Consider the following 15,791-nt stretch of genomic DNA (forward strand, 5'->3'; position numbering starts at 1 on the left):
GAGCGCCCGGCACGGTGGAGGGACCGCCATCGGACCCAGGAGTCGCCATGCGCCGCCCGTTCCTCCCCGCCGCCGTCCTCTCGCTCGGGGTCGCCGCCCTGCTGGGCGCACCGCCCGCGGCCGCGCACGAGGGCGTCGGGCAACGCCCCGCCACCTACCGGCTGGACGGCGACCAGTACGTGTCGAAGTTCGAGGGCATCGGCGTCGACCCGGCCGAGCGGACCTTCTACGTCAGCGAGACCACCGGCGGCGAGATCCACCGCGGGGACGTGCGGACCGGGGAGACCGAGGTCTGGCTGGACGAGGGCGCGGACGGGCGCACCACCGCCCGCGGCATCACCACCGACCACCGCGGCCGGGTCTACGTCGCGGGGGGGCCCAACGGGATCGACGCCGACCGCCCCGACCTGTGGGTCTACGCCCCGGACGGCCGCCTGCTCGCCGCGCTGGACCTCGGCGTGCCCGACGCCTTCCTCAACGACGTGACCATCGGCCCCGACGGGGCCGCCTACGTCACCAACTCCAACGCGCCGCAGGTCTTCCGGGTGGCCCGCGAGCACGGGCAGTGGATGGCCCGCGTGTGGGTGGACGCGACGGGGACGATCCCGACCCAGACGGGCTTCAACCTCGGCGGGATCGTCGTCTCGCCGGACCGGCGTGCTCTCGTGGTGGCGCAGGGCAACGTCGGCCGACTGTGGCGCTTCGACCTGCGCAGCGGGGCGGTCACCCCGATCGACACCGGCGACGTCGACCTGACCGACGCCGACGGGCTGGTGCTCCGGGGGTCGACGCTGACCGTCGTCCGCAACTTCTCGCGGGTGCTCACCACGCTCGAACTCGGCCGCCACGCCGACTCCGCCCGGCTGCTGCAGGAGACCCCCACCGACCCCGCCCGGGTCTTCACCACGGCGAAGGAGGCACGCGGGCGGCTGCTGCTGGTCGACAGCCGGTTCGAGGAGCCGACGCCGACGGCGCCGTTCGAGGTGGTGGCCCTGCCGCTGCGGCCGTGAGCCGGGCCCCGTCAGCCGATGAGGTCCGCGGCCAGCGTCCCGACGTCCACCGCGGACCGTCCACCGTCGGCCACGATGGTGCTGCCGGTCACGAACGAGGCGGCGTCGGAGGCGAGGAACAGGGCGACCGCGGCGATCTCCTCGGGGTCGGCGAACCGGCGCAGCGGCGTCCCGGCGGTCAGCCGCCGGACGGCGTCGTCCTCGTCGGACCCGAGGCGCTCGGCCACCCGGTCGATCATCGGCTGCAGCATCCGCGTGCGCGTGCCGCCGGGCGCGACCACGTTCGCCCGAGCTGCCTGCGGTCCGTGGTCGACGGCGAGGGACCGGAGCAACCCGAGCAGGGCGGTCCTCCCGGTGGTGTAGGTCATCAGGCCCCGTGCCGACGCCAGCGCCGCCACGGACGCGCCCACGACGATCGAGCCGCCACCCCGCTCCAGCAGGGCGGGCAGCGTCTCCCGCACGGTGACCACCGCCGTGGTCAGGTCGACCCGCGGTTCGCGGTCGAAGGCCTCCTGGTCGACGTCGAGGACCCCGCCCGACCGGCTGCCGCCGCCGGCGCTCGTGACCACCGCGTCGAGCCCGCCGGCCTCTCGCGCCGCCGCCACCGCCCACCGCACGTCGGCGGGCCCGGCCGCGTCACCGACGACCGCGATGCCGCCGGTCTCCGCGGCGACCCGCTGCACCGGCCCGGGCTCCGGCCCCAGCGCGACGACGGTGCCGCCGTCGGCCGCGAAGCCGCGGACGCTCGCCGCGCGGGTGACAAGGGGACTTGACATGTCCGTCCATGTCGAGCACGCTCGTCCTGTCAAGGTCGCTTGACCATGCGACCCGCCCGCACACTGCCGAGGAGAGACCCGTGCCGACTGTCGGACGGACCCGCCCCAAGCCGGCGCTCGCGCTCGGCGCCGCCCTCGTGGCACTGACGCTGCTGATCGTCACCGGGCTGGCGCTGCGCGAGTACGGCCCGGGCGACATGGGCGCCGGCTTCCTGTGGGGGGCGGCGGCCAGCCTGGCGGGCGCCGGGGTGATGGCCTGGCGGGTGAGTCGGCGCCCCGGCAGTGCGACGACCTTCGAGCGCGCCTGGACCCGGACCGGGGACGAGCGCGACGACGCCCTGCTGACCCGCTCCCTCGCCGTCCTCGGGCTGCTCGCGGTGCCGCTCACCGGTGTGGCGGCCATCGCGATCGGGCTCGGCGCTCGCGCGGAGATGGTGCTCACCCTGCTGCTCGTCGCGGAGATCGCGGTCGGAGCGGTCGCCTTCGCCGTCGTCGACCGCCGGAGCTGACCGGCACGGGCAGCACGCCCCACCGGTCCAGCCGTGCGGCCAGCGCGGTGCCGTCGCCGGCGCGGACGACGGGAACGGCACCCACCCGCTCGTCGCCCGCCGGCGCGGCGGTGCCCATCGGGGCGACCGTGCGCAGCGCGACGGCGGCCACCTGCTCCGGGTGCGAGCGCGCGAAGTCGCGGTAGATCTCGGGATCGTGCTCGCCGTCGTCCCCCACCAGCACCCAGCGCACGCCGGGCAGGTCGAGGACCAGCCGTTCCAGGGACGCCCGCTTGTGCGCCTGTCCGCTGCGGAACCACGCGCGCGGGCTGATGCCCCAGTCGGTCAGCAGGAGGGCGCCGGGCGGGAAGCCGTTGCGCGCCAGGAAGCGGGTGATGGGCCCGGCCAGGTTCCACGGTCCGTTGCTCACGTAGACGACCGGCGCGTGCGGCGCCGCGGCGGCCAGGGAGGTCAGCAGTGCCGCCATGCCGGCCACCGGACGCCGGGTCTCGCCGTTGCCCGCGAACGTGCGCCAGGCGGCCCGCACCGGATGCCGGATGCCGGTGATCCACACCGTGTCGTCGATGTCGCAGACGACACCGCGGACCGCGTCGGGTGCCGCGACGTGGACCGGCGCCGGCACCGGCGGGCGGCCGTCCACGTGCAGCAGCGCCGCACCGGGTCCCGGTGGCAGGTCGACCGGGACGGTCAGGTCGATCAGCCCCGCCTCGTCGGCGCGCGCCCGGACCCGGGTGCTCCCGAGGCTGACGTCGATCTCGCCGTGCGGTTGCTCCAGGGTCAGCAGGCGGCGCCAGCCCGGGATGTCGAGGCGGGCGTTCGGGTCCGTGCCGGCCGGGGCGAGCAGCAGCCGCCCGCGGACCCGCGCCCGGCCCCGTGCGGCGTAGCCGGGGTAGCCCAGCGCCGCGGTCGTCCACCCGCGGCGGCGGGCGCGGTCGGACAGGAGCCGGTTGAGCCGCGTCTGGACGCGGTAGGCGGCGGCCACGAGCTGCAGGGACCAGCCCGGAGCGGGCGGCGGCGGGAGCGACACGGACACCTCCGGTCCGACGGTGAGCCGCCCGACCGTACTGGTCCCCCAGGCGTGCCGCCGGTGCCGACGCCGGTGCGCCGGCACCGCGGCCCGCGGCACGGCACGGCCGGTCCGCGGGCCCTCAGGCCTCCGGGTCGCCGCCCGGCCGGAGGTCGGGCCCGGGCGCCGGCGCTCCATGGCCGAGCAGCTGGTCCATGAGCCTGCGGAGCCGGTCGTCGTCCCGGCCGTCCACCGCCGGTGGTGTGGACAACGGGACCAGGTGGCTCTGGTAGACGTCTCTGCTGGCCTCGTTGAGGGCCTGGGCGAGGACGTCCTGCTGGAAGGTGTCCAGAGGCACCAGGCCCTGCAGGTAGCCGTCGAGGTCGAAGGCGTCACCGGTGCCACCGAGAGCGAGGTAACGCAGCCACAGGTCCTGCACGCTCAGCTGGGCATGCACCCGGGCGGCGTCCATGCGTCGGTAGCGCTCACTGCTCGTCATCATCGCGGACGGTTCAGGTGGCAGCGGAGTCGCTGGTGCGCGCGGTCACCGCGGCGAGCAGGGCGCGGGCGACGTCCTCGATCGGCCGGTCGGACCGGCGGGCGGTGGCAGCAAGCGTGGCGAAGGCGTCCTGGCGGTCGGCCGCGCCCTTGGCCAGGAGCACCCCGATCGCCTGGGCGACGGCGTCCCGGCTGGTGAGCGCGTCGGTGAGCTGACGGCTGAGCCGGCGGGCCTCCTGCAGGCTCTGGCTGTTGGCGAGCAGGATGGCGGCCTGCGCCGCGAGCAGGCGCATGACGTGCTCGTCGTGGGGGCCGTAGTTCACCGGGCGCTCGCAGTAGACCTTCATGGCGCCGATCGACTCGTCGGCCGCCAGCAGCGGTGCGCTGAGCACCGAGCGCACGCCCAGCCGGCTGGCCGCCTCGTTCCACCGGGGCCAGCGGGCATCGGTCGTGGTGTCGTCGATGCGCACCAGTTCCCGGGTCCGCCAGGCGGTCAGGCACGGGCCCTCGTCGAGCTCGTACTGCAGGGCGTCGGCCTGCTCGGCCGCCTGGTTGGAGGCGGCCCGGGAGCGCTTGCCGTGCTCGTCCACGATGGTGACCGCCGACCCGAGCGTGCCCGCGGTGGCGGTCGCGGCGAGGGCGGTGACCAGTTCGAGCGCGGTGTCCACGGTCTCCCGGGACAGGACGAGCCCGGCCATCCGGCTCAACGCCCAGGCCAGCTCCGCCGACGGTGTGGAGGTGAGCTCGCCGGAGGCGGCCGGTGCCGGGTTCTCGGCGGGGGTGGTGGGGTCGGTCATCGGCGGTCCTGTCAGGCGGTGGCTGCGCGTTCGGTGGTGCGTGGGCGGCGCGGGGTCGTCGCCTCGTCCGTCTCGTGCGGCGGGTCAGAGGTCCAGTTCTCCGGTGAGCACCAGGTGCTCGGCCAGGTCGCGCACCTTGCGATTGGTGTGCATGGACACGCCGGCCAGCAGCCGGAAGGCCTCGTCGACGGTCACCTTGTACCGCTCCATCACGATGCCCTTCGCCTGTTCGATGGCGGCCCGGGACTCCATCGCCAACCGCAGGTTCTCGGCCTGGTCGCGGGCGTCCTGGAGTGCGTCGACGTTGGCCAGCGCGACCGCGGCGTAGGCGGCGAACTCGGCCGCGGCGCGACGGTGCTCGTCGGTGAAGGCACCGGTCACCGGCGAGTACACGTTCAGCGCCGCCGCGAACTGCACGGCGGGTACGGGCGCGGCCAGCGAACTCAGGGCACCGCGCTCGACGAAGGTCTCCATGTAGTCGGGCCACCGGCTCTCCGAGCGGCCGTCGGTGATCTCGGTGAACTCGCCGCCGACGGCGGCGTCCATGCACGGGCCGTGACCCTGCTCGTACTGCGTCTCGTCGAGGTGCCGCGCCAGTTCCCCGGTGGAGGCCGCGGTCATCGCCTGCTGGTCGCGCATCACCGTGATCGAGGCCTCGCTGTTCTCCGGCATCACGTGCGTGACCAGGTCGGCGATGCGCTGCAGCACCGACTGGGTGTTCTCCTCGGCGAGCAGCAGGCCGGCCAGCTCGCCCAGCGCCTCCCGGATGCCCGGCGTGCCGGAGGCGCCCGCGGAGCCGGTCATGAGCCCGCCTCCCTCGTCCCGGGTCGAGGTGGCTGACCACCGCCATGGTGACGGGGACATCCACCCGGTCACGGCGCCGGCCGAGTGGACGTGTGCACGGTACCTGACATTGCACCGGATGGGGTGCCCCGCTCGTCGTCACTGCGGCTCCCCGTCTGTCACGATGGGACCGCCCCGCTCGCAGGGGCAGCCTCCGCCCGAGCGCACGGACCATGGACGAGGGATCACCCGTCCCGCCTGCGGTCTCGGCACCCGGTGACACGGCACGGAGGAGCCACTCGTGGCCATCGCCCCGACTTCTGCGAACACGGCACGCTGCAACGCCGTCCTCGCCGGCCTCGACGAGGACGCCCTCGCCCCGCTGCTGCCGGATCTGCACGAGGTACCGCTCCCCCTGGGGCGGGTGCTGCACGAGCCCGGGGCACCGATCCAGGCCGTGTTCTTCCCGCTCGTCGGCGTCGTCTCCGTCGTGGCCGACCTGGACGCCGACCAGGTCGTGGAGACCGCCACCATCGGCCGCGAGAGCGTGGTCGGCCTCTCGGTGTTCCTCGGCGCCGACGCCCCGACCGAACGCTCCCTGGTCCAGGTGGCCGGTCGGGCGCTGGCGATGGGCGTCGACCAGTTCCGGGAGCAGATCGCCGAGGTCGACGGCCCGCTGACAGCCATGCTCCAGCGGTCGGCCCAGGCCCTCTTCACCCAGGTGAGCCGCAACGCCGCCTGCAACCGGGTGCACACCGTGCGCCAGCGAGCCGCCCGGTGGCTGCTCATGACGGCCGACCGCATGGACAGCTCTCGCTTCGACCTCACCCAGCACTTCCTCGCCCAGATGCTTGCGGTGCGCCGCACGTCGGTCAGCGAGGTGGCCCAGTCCCTGGCCGAGGACGGCTGCATCACCTACACCCGCGGGTCCATCGGCATCACCGACCGGCCACGCCTGCAGTCGCACGCCTGCGACTGCTACGAGGCGATCCGGCGAGCCACCGGGGACGCACTGGCGCACTGATCCGCGGTCTCCCCGGCGAGCGGGGACCGCGCCGAGGGCATCTCTCTCCGCCGCGACGGGCCCGTCGCGTTGCCTAGGCTGGCGCGGTGACGGATCAGGCCGGCCCCTCGGGGCGACGAGTGCGCGTCCGCATGCGCGGACGGCCGACCGACGAGGCACACCGCGTCGCCAGCCCGCTGGAGCTGCTGTTCGACCTCACCTTCGTCGTCGCCGTCGCGAGCATCACCGCGGAACTGGCCCACGGCATCGCGGCCGGCCACGCCCTCGAGGAGCTGACGCCCTTCCTCCAGGTCTTCTTCGCGATCTGGTGGGCGTGGATGAACTCCACCTGGTTCGCCTCCTCCTACGACACCGACGACGTCCCCTACCGCCTCATGACGATGGTGCAGATGGCGGGGGTGCTCGTGCTCGCCGCGGGAGTGCCGGCCGCGTTCGCCGAGTCGGACTACCGGGCCGTCACCGTCGGCTACCTGGTCATGCGGGTCGGGCTGGTGGCCCAGTGGGTGCGGGCGGGGCTGGAGGACCCCGACGGCCGGCGGACCGCCTTCCGCTACGCGCTCGGGATCTCCGTCGTCCAGGTGGGCTGGCTGGCCCGCCTGGTGTGCGCGGAGACCGGCGTCCTGCCGGAGACGGCGCTGCTGCCGGTGTTCCTCGGCCTGGTCGTCCTCGAGCTGGCGGTGCCGCGGTGGGCGGAGCGGACCCGGCGCACCAGCTGGCACCCGCACCACATCGCCGAGCGCTACGGGCTGTTCGTGATCATCCTGCTCGGTGAGAGCGTGCTGGCCGCGTCGACCGGGGTGCAGGCCGCGACCGCGGACGGCGCCGGGGTGAGCCGGTCCCTCGTGACCATCGCCGTCAGCGGGCTGGTCCTCCTCTTCGCCCTCTGGTGGCTGTACTTCCTGGAGCCGGCGGGGGAGGGGCTCGCCCGCAGCCGCCACCGGTCGTTCCTGTGGGGGTACGGCCACTACGGGATCTTCGCGGCGCTCGCCGCCCTCGGCGCCGGCCTCGAGGTCGCCGTCGAGCACACCGGTCACCCCGTGGACGTGTCGGCGACCGGCGTCGGCTACGCCGTGGCGATCCCCACCTGCGCGTTCCTGGTCCTCCTCTGGGCCGTGCACGCCCCGATCGTGGACCGGCCGGTCATCCGCCCGGCCCTGATCCTGACGGCCGCCGCCGTCGTCGTCGCGGTGCCGCTGGCGGCGGACGTCGTCGGGCTCCCCGCCGTGATCGCGGCCATCGCCGTCGTGTGCTCCCTGCTGGTCGGGACGACGGTCGCGTCGCGACCGGAGCGATCGACGGCGCGGCTCGCCGGCCTCGGCGCCTGAGCCCTCCGTCGAGTTGCGCCCGCCGCGACCCGGGGCGTTGGCTCGCGGGAGCGACCCAGGCGGACCCACGAGGGGATCACCACGTGCGACGGAGGCTCCCGCTCGCGCCCATCTCGACGGCGCGGCAGCTACCGAGGCCCGCGGAACTGCGCCGGCTGGTGCAGTTCCGGCGACCCGAGCTCGGCGCGACGACCCGCCGGCTGAGCCGCGCGCTCACCATCGGTGACCTGCGGCGGGCCGCCGCCCGCACCACACCGAGGGCGGTCTTCGACTACGTCGACGGGGCCGCGGAGGAGGAGATCACCGCGGCCCGCAACGTCGCGGCGTACCGCAGGGTCACCTTCGCGCCGGACGCGCTCGCCTCGGTGGCCGACCCGGACACCGGGGTGGACCTGCTGGGGCGGCGCATCCGCCTCCCGCTGGTCCTCGCGCCCACCGGCTACACGCGGATGATGCACCACCACGGCGAGGCCGCCGTCGCGCGCGTGGCCGAGCACGTCGGCATCCCGTACTGCCTCTCCACGGTCGGGTCGACCTCGATCGGGGACGTCCGCGCCGCCGCGCCCGGTGCGGACCTGTGGTTCCAGCTGTTCTTCACCGCCGACGAACGACTCAACGAGACCCTCGTGGCCCAGGCCGAGGACGCCGGGTACTCCACCCTCCTGGTCACCGTGGACACGGCGGTGTCCGGCATGCGCCTGCGGGACGTCGCCAACGGGCTCACCATCCCGCCGGCGCTCACCGCCCGGACCGTCCTGGACATGTCGCGCCGACCCGGCTGGCTGTTCCACAAGCTGACCACCGCCGGCCTGACGTTCGCCGTCCTCGGCAGCGCCGTCGAGGGCAGTCCCACGCCCGGCGAGGTGGCGAGCCTCATGTTCGACCCGGGCACGGACCTCGCGGCGCTGGACTGGTTGCGCCGGCGCTGGCCGCGGACGCTGCTGGTGAAGGGCGTCACGACGCCGGACTCGGCCCGCCGGATCATGGAGCGGGGCGCGGACGGGATCGTGGTCTCCAACCACGGCGGCCGCCAGCTGGACCGCTCCGCGGCGACGCTGGACGTCCTGCCCGCCATCCGGGCGGCCGTCGGGAACCGCGCGACCGTGTTGATCGACGGCGGGGTCCTGCACGGCCAGGACGTCGTCGCCGCCCGTGCGCTCGGCGCCGACGCGGCGATGATCGGCCGGGCCTACCTCTACGGGCTCATGGCCGGTGGCCAGGACGGCGTCCTGCGGGCCTGCGAGATCCTCGCCGAGGAGTACCAGCGCTGCATGCAGCTGCTCGGCGTCCGGCGCAGTGCGGACCTCGGCCCCCGCCACGTCGCGTCCGCCCCCGCCGGGACCAGCGGGACGGCGGTCTGACGGGGACGCCGCCGAGGGCCGTCGCTCCGCTTGCGAGCGCCGCGCCGACGTGGGGGAATGGCCGCGCCAGTGATCCCGATCACAGGGGGCGTGATGGCCACCACCCGTGAATCCGGAGGACGCCGGGCCTCGGTCACCGACCGGTTCCCGACCAAGCACCTGCCCGCGCCGTCGGTGCGCGACATGCCCGAGCCGCCGGCGCGGTTCCGGCACGTCATCGGCCCGGGGATCATCGCGGCCGGCGTCGGCATGGCCAGCGGCGAGTTCATCCTGTACCCCTACATCGCCTCCCAGGTGGGGCTGGTCTTCGTGTGGGCCGCCTTCGTCGGGCTGGCCACCCAGTACTTCCTCAACATGGAGATCGAGCGCTACACGCTCGCGACCGGGGAGACGGCGCTCACCGGCTTCAGCCGGTACTGGCGGCACTGGGGCCTGGTCTTCGCGATCCTGGCGTACTTCGCCAACATCTGGCCGGGATGGGCGACCAGCTCGGCGACGCTGGTCACCTACCTGGTCGGCGGCGACGTGGTGCCGATCGCGATCGGCATGCTGCTGCTGATCGGCGTCACGCTGACGATGGCCCCGGTGGTGTACCAGGCGCTCGAGAAGATCGAGATGTTCAAGGTCGCCGCCGTCCTGGTGCTGATCATCGTCGCGTCGATCTTCGCGATCGGCGCCTCGGACTGGGCCGACACCTCGCAGATCGTCACCGAGGCCGGCCTGCCGGCCGAGGAGCTCGGCTTCGCCCTCTTGCTGGGTGCCCTCGCCTTCGCCGGCGCCGGCGGCGGGCAGAACCTGTGCCAGAGCAACTGGATCCGGGACAAGCGCTTCGGCATGGGCGCCTACGTGCCGCGGATCGTCAGCCCGGTCACCGGCAACCCCGAGGCGGCGCCGTCGACCGGGTTCGCGTTCGAGCCGACCCCGGAGAACCTGGGGCGCTGGCGGCGGTGGTGGAAGTTCGCCAACGTCGAGCAGCTGACCACCTTCGTCGCGATCAGCTTCCTGACCATCCTGTTCACCTCGCTGCTGGCCTACGCCACCGTCTTCGGTGAGGAGGGGCTGGCCAGCGACATCTCGTTCCTCCAGGTCGAGGGCGACGCGCTCAACGACGCGGTCGGCGGCTGGTTCGGCACCTTCTTCTGGGTCATCGGGGCGATCTCGCTGTTCGCCGCGGCGCTGGGCATCGTGGACTACACCAGCCGGCTGGGGGCCGACGTCCTCAAGACGGCGTACCTGAAGGGCGCGAACGAGAGCAAGATCTACTTCGCCCTGGTCTGGGGTCTGGTCCTCATCGGGTGCGTCGTCCTGCTCTCCGGGCTCGACCAGCCGCTGGTGCTGCTGGTGATCGCCGCGGTGACCGGCGGACTGATGATGTTCATCTACTCGGCGCTGCTCCTGGTCCTCAACCGGCGCACCCTGCCGCCGGAGATCCGCCCGGGCATGGTGCGGGTCGCGGCCTTGGTCTGGTCGTTCCTGCTCTTCGGGTTCCTCTCGGTGCTCACCTTCGACGAGCAGCTGCGCCGACTCTTCGGCGGGTGAGCGTGAGCCCGGCCATCACCGACGCGCTCCGGGTGGTCACCGCCGGCGAGACCATGGTGCTCGTCGTCCCGACGTCGCCCGGCCGGCTGCGGCACGCCACCAGCGTGCGGCTGTCCGTCGGCGGCGCCGAGAGCAACGTCGCCATCGGCCTGGCCCGGCTCGGCGTCCCGGCGAGCTGGGTGAGCGCTCTGGGGGACGACGAACCGGGGGAGCTGGTGCTGCACCGGATCCGGGCCGAGGGCGTCGACACCGGCGCGGTCCGCCGGGTGCCCGACCGGCCCACGGGGCTGTACCTGCGCGAGGAGGTCGCCGGGGCGCTGCGGGTCTACTACCACCGCCGCGGCTCGGCCGCCGCCACGCTGGCGCCGGGCGCGTTCGACCCCTCGGTGCTGGCCGGGGCCGGCTTCCTGCACCTGACCGGCATCACCGCAGCGCTGTCGCCCGAGTGCGCCGAGTTCGTCCCCTGGGCGGCGCGGACGGCCGCGGAGGCCGGGGTCCGCGTCAGCTACGACGTGAACTACCGCAGCCGGCTCTGGGACCCGGCGGCCGCGCGGGCGGCCACCGAGGCGGTGCTGCCGCACGTCGACGTGCTCCTCGTCGGCGACGAGGAGGCGTCGGCCCTGTGGGGATGGGACGAGGACACCTGCCTCGAGCGGTTCCCGGACGCCGGACCGGGGGAGGTCGTCGTCAAGCTCGGTGCCCGCGGCTGTGCCGCGGTGATCGACGGCGATCGCCTGACCGCCGCCGGCTTCCCGGTCCGCCAGGTCGACCCGATCGGTGCCGGCGACGCCTTCGCGGCCGGCTACCTCGCGGCGACCCTGTGGGGTTCCGCGCCGGAGGAGCGGCTGCGGACCGCCAACGCCATGGGCGCGTTCTGCGTCCAGGGCCTCGGTGACTACGAGGGGCTGCCGAGCCGACGCGAGCTCACGGCCTTCCTCGACCAGACCGTCGACCTCGGGAGGTGAGCTGCGTGTCCGGACCCGGAGACGTGCTGCAGGGGGTGTACGTCGCGAACGTGACGCCGTTCCGCGACGACGACCGGTTCAGCGTCGACGTCGACGCCTACGTCGCCCACGTGGAGTGGCTCGCCGGGCACGGCGTGACCGGCGTGATCCCGTTCGGCACCAACGGCGAGGGGCCGTCGGTCGCCGCGCACGAGAAGCGGGCGGTGCTCGAGGCGCTGCTGCCGCGGGTCGGGGACCTGCAGGTCGTGCCCACGGTGGCCGAGGGCAACCTGCCCGACACGCTCGACCTGCTGGCGTACCTCGACGACCTGCCGGTCCGGGCGGTCATGGTCCTGCCCCCGTACTACTTCACGCCGGTGGAGGCCGACGGGCTGCGGTCGTTCTACGAGCGCGTCCTGGCGGCCACCCGCCATCCGGTCGTGATGTACCACATCCCGAAGTACGCGGTGCCGCTGCCGCCGGAGCTGGTGACGGCCCTGCCGGTGTGGGGCGTCAAGGACTCCGGGGGAGAGGCGGGCTACGCCCAGACCGTGCGCGACGCGGGCAAGGGGGTGCTCGTCGGCACCGAGGACGACCTGCCCACCCGGCTGCTCACCGCGGACGGCTCGATCTCGGCGCTGGCCAACATCGTCCCCGAGCAGGTGGTGGCGCTCTACGCGCACGTGCGCGCCGGACGGACCGATCAGGCCGCGCGCCTGTCCGGCCACCTGCAGGAGGTGCGGGCCATGACCAAGCAGCACACCTCGGCCGGCGTCCTCAAGCGGGTCGCCGAGCAGCGGCACGGGCACCCGATGGGGACGGTGCGCCCACCGCTGCTGCCGGTTCCGGCCTCGTTCGACGCCGCCGGGGCGGCCGAGCGCGCCGCCGCCTCGCCGGTGCCGGCCGGCGGCTGAGGAGCGCCGGTGCGGGTGCTGGTGACCGACGCGGAGTACGCCTCGCTCGACGTCGAGGCCGCGATCCTCGGCGCAGCCGGCCACGAGCTGGTCCGCGGGCGGTGCCGGACGCCGGAGGACGTCATCGCGGCCGCGGGGGACGCCGAGGCGCTGGTGGTCCAGTACGCGCCGATCACCGCCGCGGTGCTCGACGCGCTGCCCGGCGTCGGGCTGGTCAGCCGGTACGGCGTCGGCCTGGACGTCGTCGACCTCGACGCCGCCCGCGCGCGCGGGGTCTGGGTGTCCAACGTGCCCGACTACGGCACCACCGAGGTCGCGCTGCACGCGGTCGCGATGCTGCTGGCGCTGCTGCGCAACCTGCCCGGGCACGACCGCGAGGTGCGCGCGGGCCGGTGGGACTACTCCCTCGGCGGGCCGCTGCGCCGTCCGGAGGAGCTGACCCTGGGCGTGGTGGGGCTCGGCCGGATCGGCCGGATGGTGGTGGAGCGGGCCGCGCCGTGGTTCGGGGCGTGCGTCGGGTACGACCCGCACCTGCCGGAGGAGCTGTGGCCCGACGGCGTCGTCCGGGCGCCGCTGGCGGAGCTGTTCGCCCGCAGCTCGGCGGTGACGCTGCACCTGCCGCTGACCGACGCGACCCGGGGGCTGGTCGGCGCGCGGCTGCTGGGCGCGATGCCGCCGGGCTCCCACCTGGTCAACACCGCCCGCGGTGGCCTCGTCGACACCGACGCGGTGCTCGACGCCCTCGCCTCGGGCCGGCTCGCCGGCGTCGCGCTCGACGTGCTCCCCGAGGAGCCGCCGCCGGCGGGGCACCCGCTGCTGACCCACCCGCGCGCGCTCGTCACGCCGCACGTCGCGTGGTACTCCGAGGCGGCCGAGGCGGAGCTGCGGCGCAAGGCCGCGCAGAACGTCGTCGACTGGGCACGGACCGGCCGGCCGACGTACGCCGTCGTCGAGGGGCGCTGAGACCTCACCACTCGGCGAACGAGCCGTCGGGGTGGCGCCACACCGGCCCGCGCCACCGGTGGCCGGTCCCCGCCGCCCGGCGGACGGCGGCCTCGTCGATCTGCACGCCGAGGCCCGGCCCCGTCGGGCGCGCGCACCAGCCGTCGGTGAAGGCGAACACGGACGGGTCGACGAGGTGGTCGAGCAGGTCCGCGCCGGTGTTGTAGTGGATGCCCAGGCTCTGCTCCTGGATCAGCACGTTGGGCGCCGCGAAGTCCACCTGCAGGCAGGCCGCCAGGGCGATCGGCCCGAGCGGGCAGTGCGGGGCGAGCAGGACGTCGAAGGTCTCGGCCAGGGCGGCGATCCGCCGGCACTCGGAGATGCCGCCGGCGTGGGCGACGTCGGGCTGCGCGACAGCGATGCCGGCCTGCAGCACCGGGAGGAAGTCGGTACGGCTGTAGAGCCGCTCGCCGGTGGCGACCGGGATCGTGGTGGCCTCGACGACGTCGCGAAGCCGGTGCGGGGAGTGTTCCGGCAGGACCGGTTCCTCGATGAACAGCGGGCGCAGCGGCTCGAGCTCCGGCACGATCCGCCGGGCCATCGGGGTGGTGAACCGGCCGTGGAAGTCGAGGGCGAAGTCCCCGTCGGGCCCCATCGCATCGCGCACGGCAGCCGCGCGGGCGAGCGTGCGGTCGACGGCGGCGGTCGTGTCGAGGGGGCTCGTCCGGCCGGCGGCGTTGAGCTTGACCGCGGTGAAGCCGGCGGCCCGCTGCTCGGCGGCGGAGTCGGCGACCTCCGCTGGGTCGTCGCCGCCGATCCAGCTGTACACGCGGACCCGGTCGCGCACCGGGCCGCCGAGCAGCTGGTGGACGGGCACGCCGTAGGTCTTCCCGGCGATGTCCCACAGCGCCTGGTCCAGTCCCGCCACCGCCGAGGAGAGGACCGGGCCGCCCCGGTAGAAACCGGACTTCGACAGGACCTGCCAGTGGTCCTCGATCCGGAGCGGGTCCCGGCCGACGAGGAGGTCCGCCAGGTCGTGCACCGCGGCCTGCGCGGTGTGGCTGCGCCCCTCGAGCGTCGCCTCGCCCCAGCCGCTGACGCCCTCGTCGGTCGACACGTGGACGAACAGCCAGCGGGGTGGCACGAGGAAGGTCTCGACCCGGGTCACCCTCACCGCGACCGGCCTCCCGGCGCCGGCGGACCCGCGCTGCCGGGAGCGGTGCGCGCGCAGTCGGCGTCCACGGTCGGCAGTGTGCGGCAGCCGCGAGCGGGCCGCCAACGGCGCGGCCGGCCCGGGCTGCGGGGCGGCGGCGTCCCTGGTTGGGTCGGACGACGGCGCCGGAGCCGTCCGCCGTCCCCCGGGCACGGGGACGGGACGGCCGGCGTGCCGCCACGCCCTGACCCGGAGGGACGAACCGCCCATGAAGCTGCTGCTGCCCGACTCGCTGCCCCTGGCGCCGGACCTGCCCGAGGGGGTCGTCGCGGTCACCTACGCCGCCTCCGCGCCGGTCCCGGACGAGCACCTCGACGCCGAGGCACTGGTGGTGTGGGGCAGCTCCGCTGCCGACCTGGCCGCCGTCGCCGGCCGGATGCCGCGGCTGCGGTGGGTCCAGACCCTGGCGGCCGGGCCGGACGCGGTGCTCGCCGCGGGCTTCCCCGAGCACGTCGTCGTCACCGGCGGGGCGGGCCTGCACAGCCGCACGGTCACCGAGCACACCCTGGCCCTGACCCTGGCGCTGGTGCGCCGGCTGCCCGCCTCCGCCGGTGCGCAGGCCGAGCACCGCTGGGCCCGTGAGCTCGGTGGCCTCCAGCCGCTGCACCCCGACGGGCCGGTGACCACCCTGCTGGACGCCCGGGTGCTGATCTGGGGGTTCGGCGCCATCGGGCAGACGCTGGCGCCGCTGCTGCGAGGGCTGGGCGCCGACGTCCGGGGCGTGGCGCGCACCCCGGGGGAGCGGGCCGGCTGCACCGTCGTCGGCGAGGACGACCTCGAGGCCGAGCTGGGTCGGACCGACGTGCTGGTCATGATCCTGCCGTCGACGCCGGCCACCACGCGGGCGCTGGACGCCGCCCGCCTGGCGGCGCTCCCGACGCACGCCTACGTGGTCAACGTCGGCCGTGGCTCCACCGTCGACGAACCGGCGCTCGTGTCGGCCCTGGCCGAGGGCCGTCTGGCCGGTGCGGCGCTGGACGTGACGGACACCGAACCGCTCCCGCCGGGGTCGCCGCTCTGGGACGCCCCGGACCTCGTCCTCACGCCGCACGCCGCCGGCGGCCGGCCGGTGGGCGCCGACGAGCTCGTCTCGGCCAACCTCGCCGGCCTGCTCGCCGGGCGGGAGCTGCGCAACGTCGTGGACCGCTGA

The 15,791-nt window shown here is 74.9% G+C and carries 16 protein-coding genes; 10 read left to right on the forward strand and 6 right to left on the reverse strand.

What is annotated here, in order from left to right; translation table 11 throughout:
* Positions 1-47: 47 nt before the first annotated feature.
* Positions 48-1,010, forward strand: coding sequence for an SMP-30/gluconolactonase/LRE family protein (locus tag GCU56_RS01210; RefSeq protein ID WP_163479676.1), 963 nt, complete (start codon positions 48-50; stop codon positions 1,008-1,010).
* Positions 1,011-1,021: 11 nt separating this feature from the next.
* On the opposite strand, the gene GCU56_RS01215 is transcribed toward GCU56_RS01210, so the two are convergent.
* The gene (locus GCU56_RS01215) at positions 1,022-1,786 is read right to left on the reverse strand and encodes an SDR family NAD(P)-dependent oxidoreductase (RefSeq protein WP_163479677.1); all 765 of its coding nucleotides are present in this window, start codon (positions 1,784-1,786) and stop codon (positions 1,022-1,024) included.
* An 80-nt stretch (positions 1,787-1,866) separates the two neighbouring features.
* Here GCU56_RS01215 and GCU56_RS01220 point away from each other — a divergent pair, with 80 nt between their 5' ends.
* Entirely contained in the window at positions 1,867-2,295 is a 429-nt protein-coding gene (locus GCU56_RS01220) for a hypothetical protein (RefSeq protein WP_163479678.1), read from the forward strand.
* Here the strand turns inward: GCU56_RS01220 and GCU56_RS01225 are convergent.
* The 4 genes from GCU56_RS01225 to GCU56_RS01240 form a co-directional block, all read right to left on the reverse strand.
* Complete coding sequence (locus GCU56_RS01225; RefSeq protein WP_163479679.1) at positions 2,225-3,322, reverse strand: phosphatase domain-containing protein; 1,098 nt, start codon at positions 3,320-3,322, stop codon at positions 2,225-2,227. The genes GCU56_RS01220 and GCU56_RS01225 overlap by 71 nt on opposite strands.
* A 121-nt stretch (positions 3,323-3,443) precedes the next feature.
* Positions 3,444-3,800, reverse strand: coding sequence for a hypothetical protein (locus GCU56_RS01230; RefSeq protein ID WP_163479680.1), 357 nt, complete (start codon positions 3,798-3,800; stop codon positions 3,444-3,446).
* 13 nt (positions 3,801-3,813) lie between these two features.
* A complete protein-coding gene (locus GCU56_RS01235; protein WP_163479681.1) occupies positions 3,814-4,596 on the reverse strand; it encodes a GAF and ANTAR domain-containing protein in 783 nt (260 codons plus the stop codon).
* Between the two features lie 84 nt (positions 4,597-4,680).
* A complete protein-coding gene (locus GCU56_RS01240; protein ID WP_163479682.1) occupies positions 4,681-5,400 on the reverse strand; it encodes an ANTAR domain-containing response regulator in 720 nt (239 codons plus the stop codon).
* A gap of 280 nt (positions 5,401-5,680) precedes the next feature.
* On the opposite strand from GCU56_RS01240, the gene GCU56_RS24955 reads away from it, so the two are divergent.
* From GCU56_RS24955 to GCU56_RS01275, 7 genes are all read left to right on the forward strand, one after another.
* Positions 5,681-6,403, forward strand: coding sequence for a helix-turn-helix domain-containing protein (locus GCU56_RS24955; protein WP_163479683.1), 723 nt, complete (start codon positions 5,681-5,683; stop codon positions 6,401-6,403).
* Between the two features lie 131 nt (positions 6,404-6,534).
* Positions 6,535-7,728, forward strand: coding sequence for a low temperature requirement protein A (locus GCU56_RS01250; RefSeq protein ID WP_163479684.1), 1,194 nt, complete (start codon positions 6,535-6,537; stop codon positions 7,726-7,728).
* A gap of 83 nt (positions 7,729-7,811) precedes the next feature.
* A complete protein-coding gene (locus GCU56_RS01255) occupies positions 7,812-9,089 on the forward strand; it encodes an alpha-hydroxy-acid oxidizing protein (RefSeq protein WP_163479685.1) in 1,278 nt (425 codons plus the stop codon).
* Positions 9,090-9,182: 93 nt separating this feature from the next.
* Positions 9,183-10,628, forward strand: a complete 1,446-nt coding sequence (locus GCU56_RS01260) for an Nramp family divalent metal transporter (protein ID WP_163479686.1) — start codon at positions 9,183-9,185, stop codon at positions 10,626-10,628.
* Positions 10,625-11,593 carry a sugar kinase gene (locus tag GCU56_RS01265; protein WP_345771570.1) on the forward strand — a complete coding sequence of 323 codons (969 nt, stop codon included), beginning with the start codon at positions 10,625-10,627 and terminating at the stop codon, positions 11,591-11,593. The genes GCU56_RS01260 and GCU56_RS01265 overlap by 4 nt, the downstream gene beginning before the upstream one ends.
* A 5-nt stretch (positions 11,594-11,598) precedes the next feature.
* Positions 11,599-12,486, forward strand: coding sequence for a dihydrodipicolinate synthase family protein (locus tag GCU56_RS01270; RefSeq protein ID WP_163479687.1), 888 nt, complete (start codon positions 11,599-11,601; stop codon positions 12,484-12,486).
* 9 nt (positions 12,487-12,495) lie between these two features.
* Positions 12,496-13,449, forward strand: coding sequence for an NAD(P)-dependent oxidoreductase (locus GCU56_RS01275; RefSeq protein ID WP_163479688.1), 954 nt, complete (start codon positions 12,496-12,498; stop codon positions 13,447-13,449).
* A 4-nt stretch (positions 13,450-13,453) separates the two neighbouring features.
* Here GCU56_RS01275 and dgoD read toward each other — a convergent pair whose 3' ends face one another.
* On the reverse strand, positions 13,454-14,602 hold the full coding sequence (gene dgoD / locus GCU56_RS01280) for a galactonate dehydratase (protein ID WP_163479689.1): 1,149 nt from the start codon (positions 14,600-14,602) through the stop codon (positions 13,454-13,456).
* Between the two features lie 247 nt (positions 14,603-14,849).
* On the opposite strand from dgoD, the gene GCU56_RS01285 reads away from it, so the two are divergent.
* Positions 14,850-15,791 carry a phosphoglycerate dehydrogenase gene (locus tag GCU56_RS01285; protein WP_163479690.1) on the forward strand — a complete coding sequence of 314 codons (942 nt, stop codon included), beginning with the start codon at positions 14,850-14,852 and terminating at the stop codon, positions 15,789-15,791.

The sequence above is a fragment of the Geodermatophilus sabuli genome (assembly GCF_010686765.1).
GTDB lineage: Bacteria > Actinomycetota > Actinomycetes > Mycobacteriales > Geodermatophilaceae > Geodermatophilus > Geodermatophilus sabuli_A.